A 25,419-nucleotide genomic window follows, 5' to 3' on the forward strand; every position below is an offset into this window, starting at 1 on the left:
TAAAACGTGGGCCTCGCCGCGGATCCGGCCCGCACCGCGCCAGCAGCATGCGGCGTCGGCGTCACCCGACGGCTGTGCATCCGCCTCACAGAATTCCTCATGACCGGCCCCCTGTCCTCCGCCGAAACCGGCCTCGCTCCTGGCGGGGGCGGCGGCACCTCGCCCTGGCGCCGCGCCGCGCCGATCGTCGCCCTGCTGGCCCTGGCCGCGCTGGTGACGGCCGCGGGCTGGCTCGGCTATCGCTTTACCTATGACACCGCGCTGAACCGCCAGGCCGAACGTGGCCAGGTGCAGATGCGCCTGTACGCCCAGGCGCTGGAGAGCGAACTGGCCCGTTTCGACTACGTGCCGAGCCTGCTCTCGCTCGATGCCCGCATCGAGGGGCTGCTGCGCCAGCCGGGCAACTCCGAGCGCGTGGCCGCCGCCAACGCCTACCTCGCCGCGCTGAACGGCCGGGCCGGCACCCGCGTGGTCTATATCCTCGACGCGCGCGGCAAAGTCCTCGCGACCAGCAATTTCCAGCGTCCCGACAGCTATCTCGGCGAAGACCTGAGCTTCCGCCCCTACTTCCGCAGCGCCATCGAAGGCCAGCTCGGCCGCTTCTACGGCGTGGGCACCACGCGCAGCGAGTCTGGCTACTACCTCTCCGCCCCGCTGGGCGACCGTGACAAGCCGGTGGGCGTGGCGGTGGTCAAGATCGGCCTGGAGCCGCTCGAGAACCGCTGGCAGGGCAACGACAGCCAGATGCTGCTGAGCGACGAGAACGGCGTGGTGATCCTCGCTTCGGACCCGTCCTGGAAGCTGGCCGCCACGCGGCCGCTGGCGCCGGCCCAGCGCGAGAAGCTGGACCGCTCGCTCCAGTACAACCGCGCCCCGCTGCCCCCGCTGGCGCTGACCACGGTGCGCGAACTCGGCCCCGGCCCCAGCGAGGGCGGCGACGCCCTGGTACGGCTGCGCCAGGGCCCGCCGATGCTGGCCCAGCACCTGGCCCTGCCCGGCACCGACTGGAACCTGACCCTGCTGACCAATACCTCGCAGGCCCGCGTGGCCGCGCTCAACAGCGCGGCGCTGGCCGGCGTGCTGGCGGCGTTCGTGCTGCTGCTCGGGGCGGCCTGGAACGTGCGGCGGCGCATCGTCAGCGAGCGGCTGGCGGCGCGCACGGCGCTGGAGGCGGCCAACAGCGAACTCGAACGCAAGGTGGCCGAACGCACCGCCGACCTCTTCGCCGCGAACCAGCAACTGCATGCCGAAGTGGCCGAACGCACCCGCACCGAGACCTTCCTGCGCCAGGCGCAGGACGGGTTGATGCAGGCCGGCAAGCTCGCGGCGGTGGGCCAGATGTCGGCCGGCATCGCCCATGAACTGAACCAGCCGCTCGCGGCGCTGCGCACGCTCTCGGGCAACACCGGCAAGTTCCTCGAACGCGGCGACCACGCCACGGCGCAGGAAAACCTCGGCAAGATCATCGGGCTGGTGGACCGCATGGGGCGCATCACGGGCGCGCTGAAGTCCTTCGCGCGCAACCCGTCGGTGGGCCAGCGCGGCACGGCCCGCCTGGCCGAGGCAGTGGACAACGCGCTGTTCCTGCTGGAGACGCGCATCGCGGCGGTGGCGCCGGCCATCGAGCGCGACATCGACCCCCATCTGATGGTGGCCTGCGACCCGAACCGGCTCGAGCAGGTGCTCGTCAACCTCGTCGGCAATGCACTCGATGCAATGACCGCGATGGGCGGCCGCGCCGCGCCCCGGCTCTCGCTGCACGCCTACCAGAGCGGCGGGCTGGTGCACCTCACCGTGCGCGACAGCGGCCCGGGGCTGTCCGAGGCGGCCTTCGCGCGGCTGTTCGAGCCGTTCTTCACGACCAAGCCGGCTGGCGAGGGGCTGGGCCTCGGCCTGACGCTGTCCGCCGGCATCCTGAACGAGAACGGCGGCACGCTGACCGCKATCAACCATCCCGAGGGCGGCGCCTGCTTTACGCTCGCCCTGCCCGAGGCCGGGCCGGAGGCGCGGCATGTCGGCTGAGGTGCAGCAGCCGGACGCCATGACGGCTGGCATGACGACGATGACGGTGATGATCGTCGAGGACGACCCGGACGTGCGGCTCGGCTGCGAGCAGGCGCTGCGGCTCGAAGGCATGGCCACGCGCGGCGTGCCCAKCGCCGAGGCCGCGCTGCGCGAGGTGCAGGCCGGCTACGCCGGCATCGTCGTCAGCGACATCCACCTGCCCGGCGCCGACGGCATGGCGCTGCTGCGCGAGCTGATGACGCGCGACGCCGCGCTGCCGGTCATCATGATCACCGGTCACGGCGACGTGTCGCTGGCCGTGCAGGCGATGAAACAAGGCGCGTACGACTTCCTCGAGAAGCCGTTCTCGCCCGAGCGGCTGGTGGCCACGTGCCGCCGCGCGCTCGACAAGCGCCGGCTGGCGCTGGAAGTGGCCGAGCTGCGCGCGCGGCTGGCCGGGCGCGAGACGCTGTCCGCCCGGCTGATCGGCGACTCCCCGGCCATCGGCCGGCTGCGCCAGATGATTGCCGACCTGGCCGACACCGCCGCCAACGTGCTGATCCACGGCGAGACCGGCACCGGCAAGGAGCTGGTGGCGCGCTGCCTGCACGAAGCCAGCGGCCGGCGGGCGCGCCATTTCGTGCCGATCAACTGCGGCGGCCTGCCCGAACAGCTGTTCGAATCGGAGATCTTCGGCCACGAGGCCGGCTCGTTCACGGGCGCCGCGCGGCGCCGCATCGGCAAGATCGAGCATGCCGACGGCGGCACGCTATTCCTCGACGAGATCGAGAGCATGCCGATGCCGATGCAGATCAAGCTGCTGCGCGTGCTGCAGGAGCGCGTGGTGGAGCGGCTGGGCTCCAACCTGCCGGTGCCGGTGAACGCACGCGTGGTGGCGGCGACCAAGGCGGACCTGCGCGCGCTGGCGGATGCCGGCCAGTTCCGCGCCGACCTGTACTACCGGCTGAACGTGGTGACGCTGGCCCTGCCGCCGCTGCGCGAGCGGCGCGAGGACGTGCCGCAGCTATTCKAGCATTTCGTCGCCCAGGCCGCGCTGCGCTTCGAGCGCGAGGCCGTGCCGGCCACAGCGGCCGAGCTGGCCCGGCTGGTGGCCTACCCCTGGCCCGGCAATGTGCGCGAGCTGCGCAACCTGGCCGAACGCCACGTGCTCGGCCTGGGCTGCGACCCCGCCCAGGGTGGCGCCGCGCCGCACGCGCTGCCGCTCCCCCAGGCCGTGGAGCAGTTCGAGCGCGCGCTGATCGCCGATGCGCTGCGCCGCCACGATGGCAACCTGAGCCGCGCCGGCGAGGCGCTGGGCGTGGCCAAGACCACGCTGTTCGACAAGGTGAGGAAGTACGGGCTGAACTGACCGTCACGCCGTCGACGGCAATGTATCGAATGTACGAGCGGGGGAACTGCCGCGCCTGGCACCTGTCCCTTGAGAGGTGCGCTGGGACTGGCACGCGGGCAAAAATGCCGGCGAGAATGCGAACCGGCAGCGTTGGTGCCGTCCACCGAAGCTGCCCGATGTACGTTAAACAACAAAAGTGTGACGCCAACCACGGGTTTCCCTGTGGCGGCACAGCGCGATGAAGCCATACTATTGGCATGGCGGAACCCTACCGACAGGCGGCACAGACTGCCAGGTTCCAACCGCGCGCGCGGGCACCTGAGCCCACGCACGCGTAAAAGCAACAAAGACCGGCCGGGGAGCGGGTCGCAAATGTCAGGGTCAGTAAATCCGGCAGCCCGGATCAAAACGGCGTGGCGCGTCCGAGGGTGCCACGCGGCGAGCAACTGGCGCCGTGCTGCCGATCGACACTACGGGTGATTGGATGAAACTGGATCCGGAACTGGCTGAAAAGCCCTACTACAGCACGCGGACCGCGGCAAAACTTCTCAACGTCTCGTTGGGCACCGTCCAGAAAATGGTCGAACGCGGCGAATTGGGCGCGTGGAAGACCAACGGCGGCCATCGGCGCATTCACAAGGAAACCGTCCATCGCCTGCTGGCGAGCCGCGCCACGCCTGACATGGCCGCCGAGCACGACCTCGACCTTGTGGTGTTTCACCCGAACCACCAGGAAGCGCAGCGCATCAGCGCCCAGCTGGGCAAGTGGTCGCTGCCGCTCAAGAGCCAGGTGCTCGAGGACGTGGTCGACACGGTCATCACCTCGGTCGACGCCCGGCCGCGCGTGGTGCTCTACTACGTGGAGGAGCTGAACGACGCCGAGTCGGCGACCATCGAGAAGCTCCAGAACTTCTTCGCGCGGCAACGCGTGATCTTCGCCGTGATCACCAACCGCCAGGCCTATGACGGCGTGGCCGATGCACTCCAGCAATGGGGCATCATGGTGTTCCTGAAGACGCCGTCGCTGGAAGAGATCAAGGGCTTCCTGCGCGCGCAGCTGATGATGGGGCGCGTGGGCGCCTGAGCGCAGGCTGGCTCCCCTCCTCCTTCCGGGAGAGGGGAGCAAGACCACGCGTCCGGTATTAAGTAAGAGCCCCGTACACTCCCGCTCCCCTTCCCCTCAGGCCGCCACGGCTTCCTGGCAGGACGCCATCATCCAGCCGTACAGGTCGCGCGGGTCCGGCGGCAGCGCCACGAGCGCGATCGGCCGTCCCACCCCATGGGCGCGCGCGGCGGCATGGAGCCAGCGCAGCACGGCGTAGTCCTCCAGCGCGAATCCCACCGAATCGAAGATCGTCACATCGTCCGCCGACACCCGGCCCGGCGCGGCGCCTGACAGCACTTCCCACAACTCATGCACCGGMGCCTCGGGCCATTGCTGGATCTCGCCCTCGATGCGCGACTGCGGGGCGTACTCCACCACGATGCGCGCGGCGTGCAGGATGTCCGCGTGCAGCTCGGTCTTGCCCGGGCAGTCGCCGCCCACGGCGTTCAGGTGCATGCCGGGACGGATCATGTCCGGCGTGAGGATGGTGGCGTGGGTCTTGTCGGCCGTCACCGTGGTCACGATGTCGGCCCCCGCCAGCGCGGCCGAGATCGACCCCACCGGCACGATCGACAGGCCCGCCACGCCGGCAAGGTTGTGCACCAGCCGCGCGGTGGCCGCCGGGTCGATGTCGTAGGCGCGGATCTCGCGCACGCCGAGCATCGCGTGGAAGGCCAGCGACTGGAATTCGGCCTGCGCGCCGTTGCCGACCAGCGCCATCGTGCGGGCACCGGGCCGGGCCATGGCGCGCGCCGCCAGCGCCGAGGTGGCGGCCGTGCGCAGCGCCGTGGCCAGCGTCAGGTCGGCCAGCAGCAGCGGGAAGCCCGTGCGCACATCGGCCAGCATGCCGCAGGCCATCACCGTCGGCAGCGCCTGCTGCGCGTTGCCGGGATGCCCGTTGACATACTTGAAGGCGAACTGGGCGCCGTCGCTGACCGGCATCAGCTCGATCACGCCCACCGGCGAATGGCTGGCCAGCCGCGCCGATTTCTCGAAGGCCGGCCAGCGCAGAAAGTCTTGGCGGACGTGCTCGGCGACCTCGCCGATGGCCCGGGCGACGCCGATGCGGCGCACCAGCGTGGCGGCGTCGGCGGCATCCAGGAAGGTTGTCATTTTGGCCGTCATGGCGGTCTCCTGGTCATGCGGCCACGGCGCGGCGCGCGGGCGTGCTGGTGCGATCCAGGCGCAGCGTCATGCAGTAAGCCCCGCCGCCGGAGAGCATGTACGGCGACAGGTCTACCTCGTGCAGCCGGTAGCCGCGCCGGCCCAGTTCGCCGCGCAGATGCGGCGTGGTGCGGGTCATCACCACGTGGTCGTCCAGATTGACGGCGTTGACGCTGAAGTGGCGCAGGTCGTCCTCGGTGGCCTCGATGCGCAGTGCCGCCGGCACGCGCGCGTGCAGGGTGCGCAGCGCCGCCGCCGAGAACGCGGGCGGGTAATAGAGCACCTCGCCGCCGGCCAGCGGACAGAAGCAGACGTCGAGGTGATAGCTCTGCTCGGTGGCCAGTTCCAGCGCCACCACCTCCTGTCCAAACTGCGCGCCGACGGCATCGGCGGCCTCGCGCGAGGAGCGCGGACCGAAGCCGGCCCAGAAATGGCCGCGCTGCGCGTCCCAGATGCAGTCGCCCGCCCCTTCCTGATAGCAGCCCTCGGGCAGCGTGATCACGCTGTCGAGCAGACCGCGCGCGCGCAGCGCGTCGAAGATTGCCGCGAACGGCGCTTCTTCGCCCCGGCGCTGCGGGTAGCGGAAGCGCGCCAGCACGGCCTTGCCGTCGAGCACGACCGCCGCGTTGGCCGGGAACACCATGTCGGGCTGGCCCGGCGCCCCTTCGGCCACCTCGACGGCAAACCCGGCGGCGGTCAGCGCGGCGTGGAGCGCGTCGAACGACGCCCGGGCCTGGCGATGCATGCCGCGCGGGTCGCGCGCCCAGGCCGCCGGGTCCATCCACGGGTTGATGCTGTAGGACACGTCATAGAACGTGGGGGCGATGAGGAGGATGGTCGGGCGGTCGGTCACGGGGGCTCCTTTGTCTGTTGTGGCTGCCGTGCGTGCATTGTGGTGCCCGCCCGCGCCAACAAATAGCCAGCAAGATGGACAAAATGCGCGCACGATTCGACAATTCGCCAGCATAAGGCGACAAATCGCCAGAGGAGCCCCCGATGGACGCCACTGACCGACAACTGTTGAGCCTGTTGCGCGACAACGCCCGCACGCCCGTGACGGCGCTGGCCAAGGCGCTGCGCGTCTCGCGCGCGACGGTGCAGAACCGGATCGACAAACTGGAGAAGGAAGGGCTGATCGTCGGCTACACGGTGCGACTCAAGGCCGAGGCCGAGGCCGAGCCACACCGCATCCGCGCCTGGATGACGGTGGCCGTCGAGGGCAATCGTGCCCGGCAGGTGCTGCAGGCCCTGCGCGGAGAGCCCAATGTGCAGACCCTGCATACGACCAACGGCCGCTGGGACATCATCGCCGAACTGCGCGCGGACACGCTGGAGCAGTTCGACCGCACGCTGGACCGGATCCGGCTGATCGAGGGGATCTCGGCCACCGAAACCAGCATCCTGCTGACCAGCTACAAGCTCTGACCGACCCCGCGCACCGCGCGCACTGCCCCGCGCAGCCGCTCGCGGCGGGTTTCCTCGTGCATCACATGGCCGCTCGGGGCCAGCAGGTCGCGTAGCGAGACGATGCCGACGATGCGCATCGTCGCCACGCTCTCCACCACCGGCAGGCGCGCCACGCTCAGTTCGGCCATGCGGCCGGCGGCGGCGCGGCCAGTCAGCGCGGGCAGCAGCGCGGCGGGCGCGGCATCGCCCTGCCCCGCCACCAGATCCCCGCAACGCAGCCCCGCATCGTCCCCGGCATGGGCCGCGACGATGGCCGTGCGATGGAGCATGCCGACCAGCCGGCCCGCGCGCACCACCGGGTAGGCGCGATGGGCGGCGTGGTCACCGAAGTAGCGCGGCAGGGCGTCGGCCACGGGTAGTTCGGCGTCGATGGTCACTACGTCGCGCGTCATCAGTTCGTCCACGTGGGCGCGTTCGAGCGGGTCCACGCCGTACTCCCGATAGATATGGAGCCCGCGCCGGGCGATCTTCTCGGTCATGATCGACCGCTTCATGGTCAGCACCGAGAAACCGTAGGCCACCGCCGTGGTCAGCAGCAGCGGCAGCAGCGCCTCGCTGTCGTGCGTGAGGCCGAAGGCGAAGACGATGGCGGTCAGCGGTGCGCCCAGCACGCTGCCGAGCACGCCGGCCATGCAGACCAGCGCCCAGAGCGCCGGGGAGCCGCCCGGCAACACCGGCGCCAACACCACGCCCAGCCCGGCGCCGAGCATCAGCAGCGGCGCCAGCACGCCGCCCGAGGTACCCGAGCCCAGCGCGGCAATCCAGATCACGGCCTTGACGGCCAGCAGCGCCACGGCCACCTCCAGCGCGAGGCGGTTGTTGAGCAGGTCGCCGATCACGTCGTAGCCCACGCCCAGCGCGCGCGGCTCGAAATAGCCGCCAATGCCCACCACCAGCCCGCCGATGGCCGGCCACCACATCCAGTGCAGGCGCAGCTTGCCGAACGCGTCTTCGGTGCGATAGAGCGCCAGCGTCAGCCCCGCGCCGAGCACGCCACACAGCAGCCCGGCCAGCACGCACGAACCCAGCGCCAGTGTGCTGGCCGGCGCGGTCTGGAGCGGGAACAGCGGGCCGGCCTCGAACACGAACGGCCGCAGGAAGCCCGCCACGGCGCAGGCCAGCGCCACCGGCAGCAGGCTGCGCGGGCGCAGCTCGAACAGCAGCAGCTCGATGGCCAGCAGCACGGCGGCCACCGGCGTGCCGAAGATCGCCGTCATGCCGGCGCAGGCGCCCGCCACCAGCAGCGTCTTGCGCTCGGCGGMGGTCAGGTGCAGGTACTGGGCCAGCAGCGAGGCGATGGAGCCGCCGGTCATGATGATCGGCCCCTCGGCCCCGAACGGCCCGCCGCTGCCAATCACGATGCCGGACGACAGCGGCTTGAGCACGGCCACCTTCGGCGACATGCGGCTCTTGCCGAACAGCACCGCCTCGATGGCCTCGGGGATGCCGTGGCCGCGGATCTTGTCGCTGCCGTAGCGTGCCATCAGGCCGACGATCAGCCCGCCGATGGCCGGCACGACGATTACCCAGGGGCCCAGCGCGTGGCTGGCCGGCGAGCGCTCCGCGAAGGAGATCGTCTGGAAGAAGAACAGGTTGGTGAAGAAGCGGATCAGATTGACCAGCACGAAGGCGGCGCCGGTGCTGATCGCGCCGATGGCCAGCGCGATGCCGGCCAGCATGGGCAGGCGGCCGTTGGCGGCGTAGTCGCGTTTCTCGAACGGGACGGGGTCGGAATGTGATGAGGGAGGCATAAGGGGGGGCGGGGGCAGGGGGGCGCAGTCCGGAGGCCGGCGCAATATATCATGCGATGATATATTTGCGGACCCCCGCATTCTGAGCGCCCCTGCTCCCCGATATCGATGCCCGCCGCATTCGACACTTCCCAACCCGTTGCCAAGGCACGTGCCTGGCTGCGCACTTTCGTGCCGATGCCGATCGCCGCGAGCCTTGGCGAGCGCCTGAAAAGCTGCCTTGGCGCGCTGATCGGCCTGTTCCTGACCGAGTGGATCTGTCGCCGCTTCCTGCAGGGCTTCAACCCGTGGTTCATCGCGCCGATGGGCGCGTCGGCCGTGCTGCTGTTCGCCGTGCCGTCCAGCCCGCTGGCCCAGCCGTGGTCGATCATCGGCGGCAATCTGGTCGCCGCCACCGTGGGCGTGGCCTGCGCGCGCTGGATTCCGGACCCTGGGCTGGCGGCCGGCGTGGCCGTGGCGGGCGCCATCGCCCTGATGTTCCAGCTCCGCTGCGTGCACCCGCCCAGCGGTGCCGTCGCCGTCACAGCGGTGCTGGGCGGCCCGGCTGTGCAGGCGCTGGGCTTCGGCTTCGTGGTGATGCCGGTGGCCATCAATTCGATGCTGCTGCTGCTGGCCGCCCTCGCCTTCAACAACTTCGCCCGGCGGCGCTATCCGCATCGGCCGCCCGAGGCCGCCACGCAGCATCACACCCGCGACGTGCCGCCAAGCCAGCGCGTGGGCGTGACGCGCGCCGACCTGGACGCCGTGCTGGCCGCGCGCGGCGAGTTCCTGGACATCGAGGAAGACGATCTCGAGGCCATCATCGTGGAGGCCGAGCTGCGCGCCTATCGGCGCCGCTTTGGCGATGTGGCGTGCGGGGACATCATGTCGCGGGACGTGGTGGCCGTGCGCCCCGGCCAGGCCGCCGCGGACGCCGCCGCGCTGCTGGCGCGCCATCACATCAAGGCGCTGCCCGTGGTGGACGGCCGGCGCCGCCTGCTCGGCATCCTCACCCAGACCGACTTTTTCCGCGCCCAGCGCATGCACTCGCGCCGCGTGAACGGCACCGTGCGCGACCTGATGACCCGCGCGGTGGTCACCGCGCGCCCCGACCAGCCCATCGTGGACCTGGGCCGCGCCTTCTCCGACGGCGGGCTGCACCATGTGCCGGTGATCGACGACAACCGCTGCGTGGTCGGCATGGTCACCCAGACGGACCTCGTGGCGGCCCTGCTGCGCCGGGGCGTGACGGAGCCGTGATGGCGGCTTGAGGCGCCGGCCCTCTCCCCCGGCCCCTCTCCCAAAGGGAGAGGGGAGCCAACCACCGGCATCTCAAGCGCTATCTGGGGTCTCCCCTCGCCCGCTTGCGGGAGAGGGGCCGGGGGAGAGGGCCAGCCTCTCCACGAAGTCTCCGCCCCACATCCCGCCTCCCATTACACTCATCCAGGCCAGCGCCCCCGGCGGCGCTGTCATCGATTTCCGCTATGCTTACGGCGTTTCCGTCACACGGCCGCCCCTGGAGATCTGCCCGATGAGTTCCGGACAATTGATTGAAAAGCTCGCCGCCGTCTTCGCGCTGCTCGTGTTGATCGGCGGTTCGCTGCTGGTACTCGCCCCGTTCGCCACCGCGCTGCTGTGGGGCGCGATCCTCGCGTACGCCTCCTGGTACCCCTATACCGTACTCACGCGCTGGCTCGGCAACCGCCGCGGCATCGCCGCCCTGATCTGCGTGCTGATTTCCACGGTCATCGTGCTCGGCCCGTTCGTCTATGCCGGCGCCAGCCTCTCCGGCCATCTGGACGATCTCCAGGCGCTGGTCGAACGCTATACCCAGCACGGCATTCCCCAACTGCCCGAATGGCTCAGCAGCCTGCCCTTCGTCGGCAACCAGCTCGCCAACGCGTGGCAGGAGGTCATCACCGCCGACTCCGAGATGGTGGCCAACCTGCGCAAGCTGATCGCGCCGGTCGGCCATGTGCTGCTGGGCGCGGGCCTGTCGATTGGCGCCGGGCTGGGCCAGCTGGCGCTCTCCATCGTCCTGGCGTTCTTCTTCTATACCGGCGGCGAACTGGCCGTGCAGTGGCTGCGCGGCGGCATGCGCCGCGTGGCGGGCGAGCGCGCCGACCACCTGCTGGCGCTGGCCGGCAGCACGGTCAAGGGCGTGGTCTACGGCGTGCTCGGCACCGCCTTCATCCAGGCCGTGCTGGCCGCCATCGGCTTCTGGATCGCCGGCGTGCCCGGCGCCGCCATCCTCGGCTTCATCACCTTCTTCCTCTCCGTGGTGCCGATGGGCCCGCCGCTGATCTGGATTCCGGCCGCGCTGTGGCTCTACCACTCGGGCCACACCGGCTGGGCGATCTTCATGGTGATCTGGGGCGGCGCCGTGGTCGGCATGGCGGACAACGTGGTCAAGCCGTTGCTGATCAGCAAGGGCACCGGCCTGCCGCTGATCTGGATCATGATGGGCGTGCTGGGCGGAGCGCTGGCCTTCGGCTTCCTCGGCGTGTTCATCGGCCCGACCGTGCTGGMCGTGGCCTACGCGCTGCTGCGCGACTGGACCATCGGCACGCAGGAACGGCCGCCGATGACCGCCGTCACGGCCACGCCACCCAAGACCCTCACTCCGGACGCATGACGCCGGCGCCGCACGCTCCTCCCGACACCCCGCAGGACCTGCCCCCGGATCTGCACCGGCTGGTGGCCTGCGAATACTGCGACGCGCTCTACGAACGCACCGCGCTGGCCCCCGGCGAGCGCGCCGCCTGCCTGCGCTGCGGCGGCCCGCTCTACCGCGAAAGCTCGCGCGCCTACCGCCGCCTGCTGCCGCTGGTGGTGACGGCGCTGATCCTGTTCCTGATCTCCAACGCCTTCCCCATCGTCGAGATGGACCTCAAGGGCGTGCGCACCCAGACCACGCTGATCGGCGCCGTGCAGGCGCTGTTCGCGGACCAGATGGCGCCGGTGGCGCTGCTGGTCTTCGCCACTACCATCCTGTTCCCGCTCTCCGAGATGCTGATGATGGGCTACCTGCTGGTGCCGATGTCGCGCCGGCAGATGCCGCCCGGGTTCGACCGCATCGTGCGCGGCATCCGCCAGACCCGGCCCTGGGGCATGATCGAGGTGTTCATGATCGGCGTGCTGGTCACGCTGGTGAAGCTGTCCACCATGGCGCAGGTGCTGCCCGGCGTGGCGCTGTGGTCGTTCGGCGCGCTGGTGATCGTGCTGGCGGCGATGCTGTCGTTCGATCCGCGCGACCTGTGGCACTACCTCGAGCCGCCCGGCGCGGACGAGGTGCCGCCCCGTGACCGGAGCCCAGCGCCATGAAGACGTTCAGGCTACCCGACAACGACGACGACGCACCGCTGCCCCAGGTGCCCACGGCCACCTCGCGCGGGCTGGTGTCCTGCCACGCCTGCGACCTGGTCAGCCCGCGTACGCTGGAAGGCCAGCCCTGCCCACGCTGCGGCGCCACGCTGCACCATCGCAAGCCGGCCAGCCTGGCGCGCACCTGGGCGTTCTTGCTGGCCGCCTATATTCTCTATATTCCCGCCAACCTGCTGCCGGTGATGGTCACGCAGTCGATCCTCGGCACCCAGCGCGACACGATCCTCTCGGGCGTGATCTACCTCTGGGTGTCCGGCTCGCACCTGCTGGCCGGCGTGGTGCTGATCGCCAGCATCGTCGTGCCGCTGCTGAAGATGATGATCCTGACGCTGCTGCTGGTCTCGGTGCACCTGCGCACGTCGTGGCGCATCCGCCAGCAGACCAGGCTGTACTGGCTGGTGKAAATCATCGGCCGCTGGTCGATGCTCGATATCTTCGTGGTGGCGCTGCTCGCCTCGCTGGTGCGCGCCGGCGCGCTCGCCACGATCATCCCGGGCGGCGGCGCGATGGCCTTCGGCGCCGTGGTCGTCCTGACCATGATGGCGTCGCTGAGCTTCGATCCGCGCCTGCTGTGGGACTCACTCGAATTGCCGGAATCCAACGATGCCCGACACTGACAACGCCGCTCCACCCCTTCCGCCCCCGCCGCCCCCCGGCGGCCTGCCCCAGCCCGCGCGGCGCAAGCCGGCGCGCTGGCTGCCCTCGCTGGTCTGGCTGATCCCGATCGTCGCCGCCGTGGTGGGCATCTCGCTGCTGATCAACACGCTGGCCTCGCGCGGGCCCGACATCACGGTGACCTTCCGCACCGCCGAGGGCCTGACGCCGGGCAAGACCGCCGTGCGCTACAAGGATGTCGATATCGGGCTGGTGAAGTCCGTGCGGCTGGCGCCGGACCGCTCGCACGTGGTGGCCATCATCGAGCTGACCAAGGATGCCGAGAACTTCGCCGTCAGCGACACGCGCTTCTGGGTGGTGCGACCGCGCTTCGCGGTCAGCGGGGTGTCCGGGCTGGAGACGCTGCTGTCCGGCGCCTATATCGGCGTGGATGCCGGCAAGTCGCAGTCCAGCACGCGCAGCTTCACCKGGCTGGAGGTGCCGCCGGTGGTCACCACCGATGCCTCCGGCCGGCAGTTCGTGCTGCGCGCGCAGGACCTGGGCTCGCTCGATATCGGCTCGCCGGTCTACTACCGCCGCGTGCAGGTGGGCCAGGTGGTGGCCTACCAGCTTGAGCCGAACGGGCGCGACATCACGCTGCGGGTGTTCGTGAACAAGCCGTACGACACGCTCGTCACCGCCGATACCCGCTTCTGGCACGCCAGCGGCGTGGACCTGAAGCTCGATGCGGGCGGGCTCAAGCTCTCCACGCAGTCGCTGGTGACGGTCCTGCTGGGCGGCGTGGCGTTCCAGTCGCCCGACAACTCCTCGGCCCGCACTGCCGCCGCCGAGAACACGCAATACCTGCTCGCCGGCGATCAGTCGGAGGCCATGAAGGAGCCTGATGAACTGGCGCCCGCGCTGGCCGTGCTCAACTTCGACCAGTCCGTGCGCGGGCTGACGCCGGGCGCGCCGGTGGACTTCCGTGGCGTGGTGGTGGGCACGGTGCGCTCCATCGGCATCGAGTACGTGCGCGACAAGAAGGCGTTCCGCATGCCGGTGGTGGTGGAGTTCTATCCGTCGCGCATGGGCTTCCGTGAACGCGACGTGGCCGACGAGGAGCGCAAGCGCGCCATCGTGCAGGGGCTGGTCAAGCGGGGCATGCGCGCGCAGCTACGTACCGGCAACCTGCTGACCGGCCAGCTCTACGTGGCGCTCGACTTCTTCCCGAAGGCGCCGCCGCCGACCGACATCGACCTCAATGCGGCGATGCCGGAACTGCCGACCACGCCGGGCACGTTCGACGCCCTGCAGGCCAAGCTGGGCGATATCGTCAACCGCATCGACAAGGTGCCGTTCGACCAGATCGGGCAGGACCTGCGCACGGCCATGGCCTCGATGAACGCGATGATGGCCTCCGCCGACAAGCTCGTGGCCCAGCTCAACGGCGACGTGGCCCCGCAGGTGCTGGCCGCGCTGCAGGACGCGCGCCGCACGCTGACGGCGGCCAACGGCACGCTGGCCTCTGACGCGCCGTTGCAGCAGGACACGCGCCGAATGCTGCAGGAACTGACGCGCACGGCTGTGTCCCTGCGCGCGCTGACCGACTACCTGGAACGCCACCCCGAGGCGCTGCTGCGCGGCAAGGCGGAGAAACCATGATGAAGCGATCTGCTGACAAGATGAGGATGGCGCCGGCCGTGCTGGCGGCGCTCGCCGCGCTGGCGGTGCTGGCAGGCTGCGCCTCGCCCGAGCCGCGCTACTACACGCTGGCGAACGGCGAAGCCACGGCGCCTGCGGCGGCCACGACTCCGATCTGGATCGAGGTGGCCCCGGTACGGGTGCCCGAGCGGCTGAACCGACCCCAACTGGTGGTGGCGGACGGCAGCGAAGGCGGGCTGAAGCTGCTCGACCTGTCGCGCTGGTCGTCGCCGCTGCCGGACGAACTGCGCGACGCGCTGTCCCAGCAGTTGCAGGCGCGGCTCGGCGCGGTGGATACCTACCAGCAGGGCTTGTCGGAAGTGACGCCGGTGTACCGCGTGACCACGGAAGTGGTGCGGCTCGATGGCGATCTGGGCCAGCGCGCTGCCGCCACCATCGCCTGGACCGTGCGCAAGCTGCCCGACGGCAAGGTGCTGAGCGGCCGCACGCAGACCGAGCTGCCCGCGCCGGGCCAGGTGGACGGCATGGTCACCGCCTACCGCCAGATCGTGGCGACCACCGCCGCCGACATCGCCGCCGGCGTGCAATCGCTGCGGCCCTGATCCTTATCTATTAGTCAGTCTTCCGGGCCGCCGGCTTCCAGCGCCTGCGCCCGGCGTGCGGCGCGGCGCCGGTCCGCCTCGCCCATCGCAGCCAGGCAGGCCTCGGCGTCGCCAGCCACCAGCCGCACGCTGCAGGCCAGCATCAGGTTCTTGGACAGGCCGAAGTCCTCCACCACGTAGCCGCGCGCATCGAGCGCCTCGCCATCGGCATCGGTGCCCACGCGCACGCGGTCCAGCAGCGTGCCGGCATCGGCCGAATAGGCCCACACCGGCTTCTGGAGCGCCACCGCGAAACCCACTTCGAACGCCGTGCCGCTGTCCGGCTCGCCCGGGCCGCGAAAGTCATCGAGATTGGCCATGACGAGGTCCGCGCGGCGGATCAGCGCGAGATTGGCCTCATAGATCCACTGCGCGGTGTCGGGGCCGGAGAGGCCGGCCGGCGCAGCCTTGTCGAGCGGATACAACCCTTCGTAGCCGTGCTGGGCGCACAGCGCCTTGAGGTGCGCGCCGTGGGCGAGCGCGTCCTTGCGGAAAACGTCGAATCCGGCGAGATAGATCGATTTCATGGGGCGTGAGGTGTGGGCATCCGTCGTGGGATGCCAGCTTACCGGATGCCAGCCACCTCAGGGGGTCAGCGCCGGGTGCCGCAGTGCGTGCGCCGCCTCGGCCATGTGCTGCCGGTACGCCTTGTCGTCGCGCGCGAGGCCGAGTTCGCCGTTGAGGTAGGCCATGGCCAGCGCCTGGAGCGCCGCCGGATGCTCGCGCTCGGCCGCGGCTTCGTACCAGTCCACGGCGCGGGCGTCGTCGCGCGGCACGCCCTCCCCGTCGCGGTAGGCGTTGGCCAGCAGGAACATGGCCTGCGCCACGCCGCCCTCGGCTGCCACGGTGAGCCAGCGCACGGCTGCCGGGGCGTCCGGCGCGCGGCCATAACCGCCCCGGCACAGCAGGCCCAGGTAGTACGCGGCGCCTGCATCGCCGGCGCGGGCGGCGGCTTCGAGGTGGGTCCAGGCGCGCGGGAGGTCCGGCTGGCGCACCGACAGTTGCCCCAGCATCGACGCCTTGCCGAGCACGAAGTGGGCGCGCACGCTGCCGCTGTCGGCGGCCAGGCGCAGCCAGCGCTCGCCATCGGCGCGCGAGAGCGCATCGGGGCGGGCCAGCAGCGTCTCGCCCAGCGCGGCGCGGGCGGCGGTCTCGCCCGCATCTGCCGCCCGAGCCAGCCGCGACAGCGCGTCGGCATCGGCGGCCATGCTGGCCATGCGCTGCCACTGCGCCAGTTCGGCCTGGCGCGCCTCGGCATGGTGGCGCCACGCGGCGGCACCGGCCACGCCGGCTGCGGCCACCGTCACCGCCACCAGCGCGGCGGCGAACAGCGGATGGGCCCGGCGGCGCCGGAAGGCGGGCGGGAAGGTGGCGGTAGCGGTGGCGGTGGCAGTGGCGGCAGCGGCGGTCATCACAGGCTCAGGTCGATCTTGTACTGCGACAGGTTCTTGTTCGCGCCATCGTCGGCCTTGTCGAGCGTGATGTTGGTCAGGCCCGCATCGACCGCCTGCTGGAGCATGCCCACGCCCGAGCTGAACACGACCTTGCCAGCCGTCGTCACGGGCGTGAAGCGCCAGCTACGCGCGCTGCCGTGCGCTGCACGCGTCACATTTGCCGCGTTCTTGATATAGGCGATCAGCACGTCGCGGTTGGCGTCCGGCGAGGCGTACACGGTCTTCGTGCCATCCAGCCCCGGGAAGTTGCCGCCACCGCTGGCGCGGTAGTTATTGGTGGCGACGATGAACGACATCGCTGCCGTGACCGGCGCGCCCTGGTAGGTCAGGTTCTTGATGCGGCTGCCCACCGGCTGGGTGACGTCGATCTCGTACTGCATGTCCGCCGAAGTGAACATGTCGAAGTTGTAGCCCGGGAAGCTGCTGATCAACTGCTGGTCCGTGGCCAGCACCGGGTTGATCTGGTTGAAGCGCTTGGCGGCCGTCTMCAGCCACGCCTTGACCTCGTCGCCATTCACCTTCACCGCGTAGACCGTGTTCGGATACAGGTACAGGTCGGCCGCGTTGTTGATCGCCAGATTGCCGGCGGAGACGTCGGTGTAGTCGCTGCCGCCGCCGAAGCCGCTCTTGAACGGMGCGGAGACCGACAGCACCGGCAGGCTGGCCAGCGCGGGCTGGTTGGCGGTGAGGTAGTCCTTCACGTACTGGGCCTGGGCCATGTTGACGATCTGGATCGCGCCGGGGTCGCCCACATCGGCGAAATAGCTCGACATGCGGTAGTTCGTGGCGCCGATCGGCGTCTTCACGTACTGGATGGTGGCCTGGTGCTMGGTGTCGATGGCGGCTGCCACGGAGGCGTCTGCCGCCACATAGGTCTTGTCGGCGTTCTGGATCGAGCGCGCCTGGACCGTGGTGCCGGCGCGGTCCACCGACCACTTGCTGCCGTCATAGGCCAGCGCGAGGTTGATCACGCCCAGGTGCTTGCCCCAGTAGTTGGCCATCACGGTCGGCACGCCGTTGACCGTCCCCTTGACCTTGTCCACGCCGGGCAGGTTGAACTGCGGCACGGTGCTGGTGGCGTCCGGGAAGATCTGGTGCGAGTGGCCGATCAGCATGGCGTCCACGCCCGCCACCTTCGACAGGTGGTAGCTGCCGTTCTCCATGTCCGGCGAGTAGGTCGAGTTGTCCAGCCCGCCATGGGAGATCACCACGATCAGGTCGGCGCCCCTGGCGCGCATCTCGGGGATGTACTTCTGGGCGGTTTCCACCGCGCCTTCCGTATAGACCTTGCCGTCGAGCCAGCGCTTGTCCCAGCTCAGGATGGCCGGCGGCGCGAAGGCGATGATGCCGACCTTGAGCGGCGCGGTGACCGGCTTGCCGTCCGGGCCCGTGGCGGTGACCGTCTTGGTCAGGATCGCGTAGGGCTGGAACAGCGGCGCGCGGGTCTTCACGCTGTAGACGTTCGCCAGCACCTGCGGGAACTTCGGCCCGGCGCAGACCGTCTGCGTGCCCGGCTCGGGCAGGCCATCGACATTGAAACGGCTGCCCGTGACCTGGCTCAGGTACGGCAGGCCGTAGTTGAACTCATGGTTGCCGATGCCGCCGCCGTCGTAGCCGGCGGCGTTCATCACCTTGTACATCGCCAGCGTCTCGCTGCAGGCCACGGGCTTCACCAGCGCCTGGTAGTCKGACAGCGCGGTGCCCTGGATGGTGTCGCCGTTGTCCAGCAGCAGGCTGTTCGGGAATTCCTGGCGGGCGGCCTTGATCAGCGTGGCCACGCGCTCGAAGCCGAGCGACGGGTCATCGGCCAGCTTGAAGTAGTCGTAGCTACGGACGTTGGTGTGCAGGTCGGTGGTTTCCAGCAGCGCCAGTGTGGCCTTGGTGCCGGCCGGCACCGTGGCCGCCGGGGTGCCGCCATTGCCGCCGCCATTGTTGTTGGTGGGGCTGTCGTCGGAGCCGCATGCGGCCACGATGGCCACCGTGCCGGCCAGGAGCGCCGCGAGGGTGGCGGACTGCAGACGGGAGATGCGGTGTGACATGGTCTCGGATTCCCTTTTTGCGTGTTTTTTGTTGTGCTGCTKTGCGCTGGGGATTTTGGTGAGCCAAGGCGTCAACGCTGTGACAGTCGCGGGATGGGCCGTCTTGGGTCATTTTGTGTCGTTTACAACACATATTGCCCCACAGGACTATTCGATCCGGCTGAAGATGGCTATACGCCCGGCGGATTGACGCAGCGCTATATAGCAACTTATATTGCGCCTGTGACGTCCAGGCGACCTACCCCTCTCATATGACTCCCTTTCTCCGCCGCACCGTTTTCGCCGCCGCCCTGACCTTTGGCGCCGCGCCCTCCGCGTTTGCCGCCGACCTCGTGGTCTCGGCCGCCGCCAGCCTGACCAATGCGTTCAAGACGCTGGCCGAGCAGTATGAGAAGGTGCATCCCGACACCAAGGTCGTGCTGAACTTCGGCGCCTCGGACGTGCTGATGCAGCAGATCGTGCGCGGCGCGCCGGCGGACGTGTTCGCCTCCGCCGACCAGGACGCGATGAACAAGGCCGAGGCCGAGAAGGTGATCCAGCCGGCCTCGCGCAAGGACTTCGCCGCCAACCAGGTGGTGCTGATCGTGCCAACCGACAGCAAGCTCGGCATTGGCGCGCTGCGCGACCTGACCCGGGCGGATGTGAAGCGCGTGGCCTATGGCAACCCGTCGTCGGTGCCGGTGGGCCGCTATACCAAGGGCGCGCTGGAGGCCGAAAACCTCTGGGAAGCCGTCTCCGCCAAGGGCGTGCCGGCGCAGAACGTGCGCCAGAGCCTGGACTACGTGGCGCGCGGCGAGGTCGACGCCGGCTTCGTGTTCGCCACCGACGCGGCCATCATGCCGGACAAGGTGAAGGTGGCCGTACGCGTGCCGAACCGCACGCCGGTGACCTACCCCATCGCCATCACCACGCAGACCAAGCAGCCGACGCAGGCTGCCAGCTTCGTGCAGTACGTGCTGTCGCCGGACGGCCAGGCCGTGCTGGCGAAGTACGGCTTCCAGAAGCCGTAATCCCCTTTTCAGGATCCCCACATCGTCATGGATGGCATCTGGACCCCGCTCCTGCTCTCGCTCAAGGTGGCGGGATGGGCGACGCTGCTCAACGCCGTGCTGGGCGTGGCGGCGGCGTATGGCATCGCGCGCTGGCGCTCGTCGGCGCKGGATGTCGTCGATGCAATCCTGACCCTGCCGCTGGTGCTGCCGCCCACCGTGCTCGGCTACTACCTGCTGGTGCTGGTGGGCCGGCGCGGCGTGTTCGGCGCCTGGCTCGAATCGATCGGCATCACGCTGGTCTTCACGTGGCAGGGCGCGGTGCTGGCCTCCACGGTGGTGGCGTTCCCGCTGGTGCTGAAGTCCGCGCGGGCTGCCTTCGAGGGCGTGGATCACCAGCTTGAGAACGCCGCCCGGGTGCTGGGCGTGTCCGAGACCGGGATCTTCTTCCGGGTGACGCTGCCGCTGGCGCTGCGCGGCATCGTGGCCGGCGTGCTGCTGGCCTTCGCGCGCGCGCTGGGCGAGTTCGGCGCCACGCTGATGATCGCCGGCAACCTGCCGGGCCGCACCCAGACGCTGTCCGTGGCCATCTACGAGGCGGTGCAGGCTGGCGACGACAACACCGCCAACCTGCTGGTGTTGGTGACGTCGGTCACCTGCGTGGTGCTGCTGGTGATTGCCGGCCGGCTGGTGCCGCCGGCCGCGCGCGGCCTTGGCGATAGTTACGAGCGGCGCCGCTTCCGGCGCGGCCCGGCCACGCGCTGACGGTGAGATCGCCATGAGCATGCACGTCACCATCCGCAAGCGCATTGTCACGGCTGACCGCCAGTTCGCGCTCGACATCGACTTCGATTCCGACAGCCGGCGCATCGCCATGTTCGGCCCGTCCGGCGCCGGCAAGAGCCTGACGCTGCGCGCGATTGCCGGGCTGCTGGCGCCCGACAGCGGTCGCATCGTCCTGAACGGCCGCGTGTTGTTCGACAGCGAGACCGGCGTGGATGTGCGCCCGCAGGAGCGCCGCGTGGCCTACCTGTTCCAGGACTACGCGCTGTTCCCGCACCTGACCGTGGCGCAGAACATCGCCTTCGGGCTCAGCCAGGGCTGGCGCAACCCGGCGCGCCGCGCGCTGCCGCCCGAGGCTGCGCGCTGGGTGGATGCCTTCGGGCTGCGCGAGATCGTCAACCAGTATCCGATCCAGATTTCAGGGGGACAGAAGCAGCGCGTGGCGCTGGCACGCGCGCTGGTGGCGCAGCCGGACATCGTCCTGCTGGACGAGCCGTTCTCGGCCCTGGACCCTGCGCTGCGCACGCGGATGCGCGCCGAGCTGCGCGCGCTGCAGGAGAGCCTGGACGTGCCGATGGTCGTCATCTCGCACGACCCGAAGGACGTGGAAATACTGGGCGACCACGTGCTGGAGATCCGCGACGGCCGCATCCACGGCGGCGGGCGCGGCAGGCAGCATCCGCCGGTCTACGCTCCGCAGCAGCCCGCGCACGCCATCTAGTCAGGCCATCGTCCCAAGGATCACGCTGGAGGCCTTGAAGATCGCCAGGGCGCGGACGCCCTCTTTCAGCCCCAGATCCGCCAGCGACCCATTGGTGATGATGGCCGCCACGGTGCCGCCGCCGTCGAGGTCCAGCACGATCTCGGCATTGACGGCGCCCGGCACCACGCGGGCCACCACGCCCGGCAACTGGTTGCGGGCGGACAGCCGCATGCCCGGATCGGGCAGCCCGATCAGCACCGACGACGCCTTGACCAGCGCGAACGCCTCGGCGCCGGGCGCCAGGCCCAGCGTCTCGACGCTCTCGTGGGTAATCGTCGACACTACCTGCTGACCGCCCGAGAGCGTCAGCGTCACTTCGTCATTGACCGCACCGCCGCGCACGGCGGCCACGCGGCCGAACAGCTTGTTGCGGGCACTGGTCTGGATCATAAGGCGCCTCATCAGGTGGATGTCATCGGGATTGGCGTCGGAAATCGCCCCGCCCAGCTTGTCGAGATAGGCGACGAAGCGGGCGTGCTCGGTTTCCATCGCCCGGTAGGTGCGGATCAGCCGCTCGGCGCGTTCGGTCAGCCGCGTGCCGCCGCCGCCCTTGCCGCCCGCGGCGCGCGAGACCAGCGGCTCGCCGGCGCTGTTGTTCATGGCGTCGATGGCGTCCCACGCGGCCTTGTAGCTGATGCCCACCGCGCGCGCGGCGGCGGTGATCGAGCCACGCTCGCCAATGGCGGCCAGCAGCGCGATGCGGTCGCGTCCGCCCCAGTCCTGCGTGCCGGCGCGAAACCAGATGGCGCCTTGGAGTTCTAGCATGTGGAGGTGTACGGTTGCCGAGGTGCGGCTATGGTACTGCGAAGCGGTGCCCCCGGCGACCTCCCCGCCCTCCCCGCCATCCTCCTCAGCTCTGGTGCGCCGGGATGTACCAGCGCATCACGCTGCCGGCGAAGTATTGCTTGTCGAGCTGGCGCAGCAGGCGCCATGCGGTGAAGGGGTCCACCGCCAGGTCCACCCAGGCCCACGGGTGATTGGGATCGCCATCGCGCACCAGTTCCACCGAGTTCACGGGCGCGTAGCCCTTGAGCTTGTCCCGCAGCATGTCCTCGGTCACATCCCGATGCAGCCCACGGATCAGTACCTGCATTACAGCCTCTCCTGGTTACCAAAGTCTTGCGCCGCCGCGCTACGCCATGATGTGCACGCCACCGTCCACGTAGACCGTGTTGCCGGACAGCCGGCGCGCGTAGGGCGTCGCCAGGTAGGCCGTGGCGAAGCCCACGTCCATGATGTCGACCAGTTCGCCGAGCGGCGCGCGGCCGGCGGCCTCCGCGAGCAGCAGGTCGAAGTCCTTGAGCCCCGAAGCCGCGCGCGTCTTCAGCGGCCCTGGCGAGATCGCATGCACGCGGATGCCCTGCGGCCCCAGCTCGTGCGCGAGGTAGCGGCAGCTGGCCTCGAGCGCGGCCTTCACCGGCCCCATCAGGTTGTAGTTCGGCACCACGCGGTTGGCGCCGTCGTAGCTCATCGCGAACAGCGTGCCGCCTTCGGTCATCAGCGGCACCGCGCGGCGCGCCATGCGGATGAACGAGTGGCACGAGACATCCATGGCTCGGGCGAAGCCCTCGGCGGAAGAATTGAGCAGCCCGCCCTGGAGGTCCGCCTTCGGTGCGAAGGCCACCGAATGCACCACGGCGTCCAGCCGGCCCCAGTCCTCGGCGATGCGCGCGAACAGCGCAGTCATCTGCGTCTCGTCCTCCACGTTCAGCGGCATGAAGATTGGGGCGGCGACCTGCGCCGCCAGCGGCGCCACGTGCGGATGCGCCTTGTCGTTGAGGTAAGTCATGGCGATCTCGGCGCCCAGCTCGCGGAACGCGCGCGCGCAGCCCCAGGCGATCGAGTCTTCATTGGCCACGCCCACCACCAGCACACGGGCGCCGGCCAGCGGCGGATTGGGTACCTGCACCATGGCGCGGCCCTCCTCAGGTGGCAGAATCGGTGGCCGCACCGGCCTCGGCGTCGCGCGTGGCCGGGCTGCTGTGGTCCGCGCCGAGCACGGCGGCCACCTGGCGATAGCGCGCCAGCCAGTCGTCATCGAGCGGCCCGCCCACGGTCAGTACGCGATGCGCGAGCACCATCACGCGGCGGCGCTCCTTCATGTCCGGCACCAGCGCCGGCAGCGCCTGCAGCGCCGCGGCGGCATCGAGGCTCACCACATAGCTCTGGCGCCAGACCGCGTCCTTGAACTGCGCCAGCGTCACGCGCTTCTCCGGCGGGTTCTCGCGCGCGAGCTTGCGCAGCAGGTTGAACGGCCGCTCCTCGATGGCGGACTTGCCCTCCGTCACGTAGGCCAGGATGCGCGTGAAGGCGTCGAGCGCCGTGCCTTCGCCCACGTGCGCCAGCGCCTCGCGCTTGCGCAGTTCGGCCACCTCCGCGCGCAGCGCGTGGATGGCCGGCGACTCCGCGCGCCGCGCCGTGGTCTCCATGCCGAGCATCGCCGGCAGCCACGGCGTGGCGTAGAGCGATTCGAACCACTGCTCCTGCCAGGCATCGCGCACGTCGCGGTACTGGTTCAGCATCGTGACGATCTGGTCGGACATCGCCGTCTGCATCGCCATGAACGGGTTGTCGGCCGAAACCGGCTGGCGATGCTCGCGCACCATCGGCGCCAGCGCGCCGACCCAGGCCATCAGCGGATTGGTGTCGCTGGCGAGCTTGCGCTCCATGCGCGAGGGATGGGTCTCGCGGATCGCCTCGGCGGTGACTTCGGTGGCGGCGGCGCGGACGAACGGCGACGCATAGGTGTCGTACAGATGCTGGTTGATCTCGGCCACGCGGCGCACCACCTCGAACGGGCGCTCGTCGTCTCGACCATCGTCGAGCGCGAGAATATCGTCGATGGTGCGGCGCTMGAAGCGGACCAGGTAGCGGCCCTCGATCAGGTCGCGGTGCGAGGTCCCCGGCGCCACGTCCTCGATCTTCGCTTCATAGAGACCGGGCGGCAGCACGTCGATCAGGTCGAGCGCGCAGAACAGCTCGGTGTGCTCGCGGTTGGCCACGCTGGCCGAGACGAAGATGCCGAGGTGGCCAATCGACGGATGCAGGCAGTAGACGATGGTCTGCTGGTTGGCCACGATCTCGTCCACGTTGGCGTAGAGATCGGGGATCCAGTTCAGCGCCTGCTGGGGCGGCGTGATGTTGTCGCCCCAGGACGCGAATACGATCACGGGCGAGCGCACGTTGCGCAGGTCGATCACGGTCTCGCCATCGGCGCTGTGGATCTCACCGGCGGTCAAGTGGTTGCCGACGAACAGGTTCTGGACGATCCAGTCGATCTCCTCGCGGTTCATCAGGAAGTGGCCGCCCCACCAGCGCTCGAACTCGAGGAAGCGCGGGCCTTCCGTATCGGCCTTGGCGTAGACGTTGTAGAGCTTTTCCCAGAGCGCGTTGGCCGGGTTGAGCTTCTCGAAGTTCTGCACCAGCCACGCGCCGTCGAAGCGGCCGTTACCCATGTCGGCGGCCAGCGAGGAGAGCCACGAGCCGCCGAGCAGGCCGCCGCTGTAGCGCATCGGATTCTTGCCGCGCACGCCGGCCCAGTACGCCACGGGCGCGCCGGCCAGCAGGATCGGGCCGGTCACGTCGGGCGCGGCGGCGGCCAGGATCAGCAGCGCCCAGCCGGCCTGGCAGTTGCCGACCACGAACGGCTTGCCCGGCGCGTTCGGATGGCGCTCGGCCACCGCTAGCAGGAAGGTGGCTTCGAGCCGCGCCACGTCCTCGATGGTCTGCCCCGGGCAGGGATCGCGGAAGAAGGTGATGAAGTAGCACGGATGGCCGCCACGGATGGCGTTGCCGATTTCACTGTCGGCCTTGAAGCCGCCGATGCCGGGGCCATGGCCCGCGCGCGGGTCCATCACCACGAAGGGGCGCTTGTCGGGATCGGTCGGATTGGCCTCCGGCGGGACGATGCGCAGCAGCGCGTAATTGACGGGCTTGGGCATCGTGCGCCCGTCCATCAGCAATTCATGTTCGAACACCAGCACGGGCGGCATGCCACCGCGCTCGTGCTCGGCCGTCTCGTTGCCGCGCCGGCGCAGGATGTCGAGGAAGAGGATGCTGCGCTGCCAGGCGTCGACGCCATACTCCCAGGCGGCCTGGGCCAGGGGATGGGCAGCGTAAGCGGAGATTGCCGAGAGATCTGGGAACGGCGGAGGCGATGCGGATTCATCTTGCGCGGGAGCGGGACCGCTCCCGGCGGGTTGGCGTGCATTCATTCCGATTCTCCCCTCTGGGAAGGTGTGGAGGTGGTCAGACGGGTCGCAGCGGCGTACTAGGCGCCTGTTGCGATG

General features: G+C 69.8%; 23 protein-coding genes. 13 read left to right on the forward strand and 10 right to left on the reverse strand.

The annotated features are described in order from the left end of the window. Positions 1–99 precede the first annotated feature (99 nt). The 3 genes from AC1EJR_RS24125 (at position 100) to AC1EJR_RS24135 (ending at position 4,439) form a co-directional block, all read left to right on the forward strand. Positions 100–2,022: a sensor histidine kinase gene (locus AC1EJR_RS24125; protein ID WP_477113803.1), complete on the forward strand. Its 1,923-nt coding sequence runs from the start codon at positions 100–102 to the stop codon at positions 2,020–2,022. Positions 2,023–2,053: 31 nt separating this feature from the next. Further along, positions 2,054–3,373 (forward strand): sigma-54-dependent transcriptional regulator, encoded by a 1,320-nt coding sequence (locus AC1EJR_RS24130; protein WP_477147673.1) that lies wholly within the window; start codon positions 2,054–2,056, stop codon positions 3,371–3,373. A gap of 466 nt (positions 3,374–3,839) precedes the next feature. Continuing rightward, entirely contained in the window at positions 3,840–4,439 is a 600-nt protein-coding gene (locus tag AC1EJR_RS24135; protein WP_092298228.1) for a helix-turn-helix domain-containing protein, read from the forward strand. Positions 4,440–4,535: 96 nt separating this feature from the next. Here the strand turns inward: AC1EJR_RS24135 and AC1EJR_RS24140 are convergent, their stop codons facing one another. Together AC1EJR_RS24140 and AC1EJR_RS24145 are read right to left on the reverse strand one after the other, a co-directional pair. After that, entirely contained in the window at positions 4,536–5,585 is a 1,050-nt protein-coding gene (locus AC1EJR_RS24140; RefSeq protein ID WP_255370922.1) for an ornithine cyclodeaminase, read from the reverse strand. 13 nt (positions 5,586–5,598) lie between these two features. After that, complete coding sequence (locus tag AC1EJR_RS24145; protein ID WP_092298225.1) at positions 5,599–6,477, reverse strand: dimethylarginine dimethylaminohydrolase family protein; 879 nt, start codon at positions 6,475–6,477, stop codon at positions 5,599–5,601. A gap of 143 nt (positions 6,478–6,620) precedes the next feature. On the opposite strand from AC1EJR_RS24145, the gene AC1EJR_RS24150 reads away from it, so the two are divergent. Further along, entirely contained in the window at positions 6,621–7,049 is a 429-nt protein-coding gene (locus tag AC1EJR_RS24150; protein WP_477113805.1) for an Lrp/AsnC family transcriptional regulator, read from the forward strand. On the opposite strand, the gene AC1EJR_RS24155 is transcribed toward AC1EJR_RS24150, so the two are convergent. Beyond that, complete coding sequence (locus AC1EJR_RS24155) at positions 7,037–8,842, reverse strand: chloride channel protein (RefSeq protein ID WP_477147662.1); 1,806 nt, start codon at positions 8,840–8,842, stop codon at positions 7,037–7,039. The genes AC1EJR_RS24150 and AC1EJR_RS24155 overlap by 13 nt on opposite strands. 108 nt (positions 8,843–8,950) lie before the next feature. On the opposite strand from AC1EJR_RS24155, the gene AC1EJR_RS24160 reads away from it, so the two are divergent. The 6 genes from AC1EJR_RS24160 to AC1EJR_RS24185 all read left to right on the forward strand — a co-directional run bounded on the left by AC1EJR_RS24160 (position 8,951) and on the right by AC1EJR_RS24185 (position 15,063). Beyond that, positions 8,951–10,081 carry an HPP family protein gene (locus AC1EJR_RS24160; RefSeq protein WP_092298217.1) on the forward strand — a complete coding sequence of 377 codons (1,131 nt, stop codon included), beginning with the start codon at positions 8,951–8,953 and terminating at the stop codon, positions 10,079–10,081. Positions 10,082–10,352: 271 nt separating this feature from the next. Next, positions 10,353–11,456, forward strand: coding sequence for an AI-2E family transporter (locus AC1EJR_RS24165; protein ID WP_477147663.1), 1,104 nt, complete (start codon positions 10,353–10,355; stop codon positions 11,454–11,456). Further along, a complete protein-coding gene (locus AC1EJR_RS24170; RefSeq protein WP_092298211.1) occupies positions 11,453–12,145 on the forward strand; it encodes a paraquat-inducible protein A in 693 nt (230 codons plus the stop codon). Before AC1EJR_RS24165 ends, AC1EJR_RS24170 begins: the two co-directional genes overlap by 4 nt. Next, on the forward strand, positions 12,142–12,822 hold the full coding sequence (locus tag AC1EJR_RS24175; RefSeq protein WP_477147664.1) for a paraquat-inducible protein A: 681 nt from the start codon (positions 12,142–12,144) through the stop codon (positions 12,820–12,822). The genes AC1EJR_RS24170 and AC1EJR_RS24175 overlap by 4 nt, the downstream gene beginning before the upstream one ends. Beyond that, the gene (locus AC1EJR_RS24180; protein ID WP_477147665.1) at positions 12,809–14,461 is read left to right on the forward strand and encodes a PqiB family protein; all 1,653 of its coding nucleotides are present in this window, start codon (positions 12,809–12,811) and stop codon (positions 14,459–14,461) included. The genes AC1EJR_RS24175 and AC1EJR_RS24180 overlap by 14 nt, the downstream gene beginning before the upstream one ends. Beyond that, positions 14,458–15,063 (forward strand): PqiC family protein, encoded by a 606-nt coding sequence (locus AC1EJR_RS24185; protein ID WP_092298202.1) that lies wholly within the window; start codon positions 14,458–14,460, stop codon positions 15,061–15,063. Before AC1EJR_RS24180 ends, AC1EJR_RS24185 begins: the two co-directional genes overlap by 4 nt. Positions 15,064–15,077: 14 nt before the next feature. On the opposite strand, the gene AC1EJR_RS24190 is transcribed toward AC1EJR_RS24185, so the two are convergent. From AC1EJR_RS24190 to AC1EJR_RS24200, 3 genes are read right to left on the reverse strand one after another with little or no spacing between them, the layout of a single operon-like run. Continuing rightward, entirely contained in the window at positions 15,078–15,629 is a 552-nt protein-coding gene (locus AC1EJR_RS24190) for a nucleoside 2-deoxyribosyltransferase (RefSeq protein ID WP_092298200.1), read from the reverse strand. Between the two features lie 57 nt (positions 15,630–15,686). Continuing rightward, positions 15,687–16,514: a tetratricopeptide repeat protein gene (locus tag AC1EJR_RS24195; RefSeq protein WP_441591830.1), complete on the reverse strand. Its 828-nt coding sequence runs from the start codon at positions 16,512–16,514 to the stop codon at positions 15,687–15,689. Beyond that, positions 16,514–18,595: a bifunctional 2',3'-cyclic-nucleotide 2'-phosphodiesterase/3'-nucleotidase gene (locus tag AC1EJR_RS24200; RefSeq protein ID WP_477147666.1), complete on the reverse strand. Its 2,082-nt coding sequence runs from the start codon at positions 18,593–18,595 to the stop codon at positions 16,514–16,516. Before AC1EJR_RS24200 ends, AC1EJR_RS24195 begins: the two co-directional genes overlap by 1 nt. A 251-nt stretch (positions 18,596–18,846) precedes the next feature. Between AC1EJR_RS24200 and modA the strand changes: the two genes are divergently transcribed. The 3 genes from modA to AC1EJR_RS24215 are packed head-to-tail and all read left to right on the forward strand — an operon-like array spanning position 18,847 to position 21,088. Further along, positions 18,847–19,605 (forward strand): molybdate ABC transporter substrate-binding protein, encoded by a 759-nt coding sequence (modA, locus tag AC1EJR_RS24205; RefSeq protein ID WP_092298192.1) that lies wholly within the window; start codon positions 18,847–18,849, stop codon positions 19,603–19,605. Between the two features lie 27 nt (positions 19,606–19,632). After that, entirely contained in the window at positions 19,633–20,349 is a 717-nt protein-coding gene (gene modB, locus AC1EJR_RS24210; protein ID WP_477147667.1) for a molybdate ABC transporter permease subunit, read from the forward strand. 13 nt (positions 20,350–20,362) lie between these two features. Further along, positions 20,363–21,088: an ATP-binding cassette domain-containing protein gene (locus AC1EJR_RS24215; RefSeq protein ID WP_092298186.1), complete on the forward strand. Its 726-nt coding sequence runs from the start codon at positions 20,363–20,365 to the stop codon at positions 21,086–21,088. Here the strand turns inward: AC1EJR_RS24215 and AC1EJR_RS24220 are convergent, their stop codons facing one another. The 4 genes from AC1EJR_RS24220 to AC1EJR_RS24235 all read right to left on the reverse strand — a co-directional run bounded on the left by AC1EJR_RS24220 (position 21,089) and on the right by AC1EJR_RS24235 (position 25,344). Then, positions 21,089–21,895: a TOBE domain-containing protein gene (locus tag AC1EJR_RS24220; RefSeq protein WP_477113807.1), complete on the reverse strand. Its 807-nt coding sequence runs from the start codon at positions 21,893–21,895 to the stop codon at positions 21,089–21,091. A gap of 85 nt (positions 21,896–21,980) precedes the next feature. Continuing rightward, a complete protein-coding gene (locus AC1EJR_RS24225) occupies positions 21,981–22,223 on the reverse strand; it encodes an RNA-binding protein (RefSeq protein WP_092298180.1) in 243 nt (80 codons plus the stop codon). Between the two features lie 39 nt (positions 22,224–22,262). After that, entirely contained in the window at positions 22,263–23,042 is a 780-nt protein-coding gene (gene fabI / locus AC1EJR_RS24230; RefSeq protein ID WP_092298177.1) for an enoyl-ACP reductase FabI, read from the reverse strand. Positions 23,043–23,055: 13 nt separating this feature from the next. Further along, positions 23,056–25,344: a DUF3141 domain-containing protein gene (locus AC1EJR_RS24235; protein WP_477147668.1), complete on the reverse strand. Its 2,289-nt coding sequence runs from the start codon at positions 25,342–25,344 to the stop codon at positions 23,056–23,058. Positions 25,345–25,419: the final 75 nt, after the last annotated feature.

The organism is Cupriavidus sp. 05T42 (assembly GCF_056396345.1).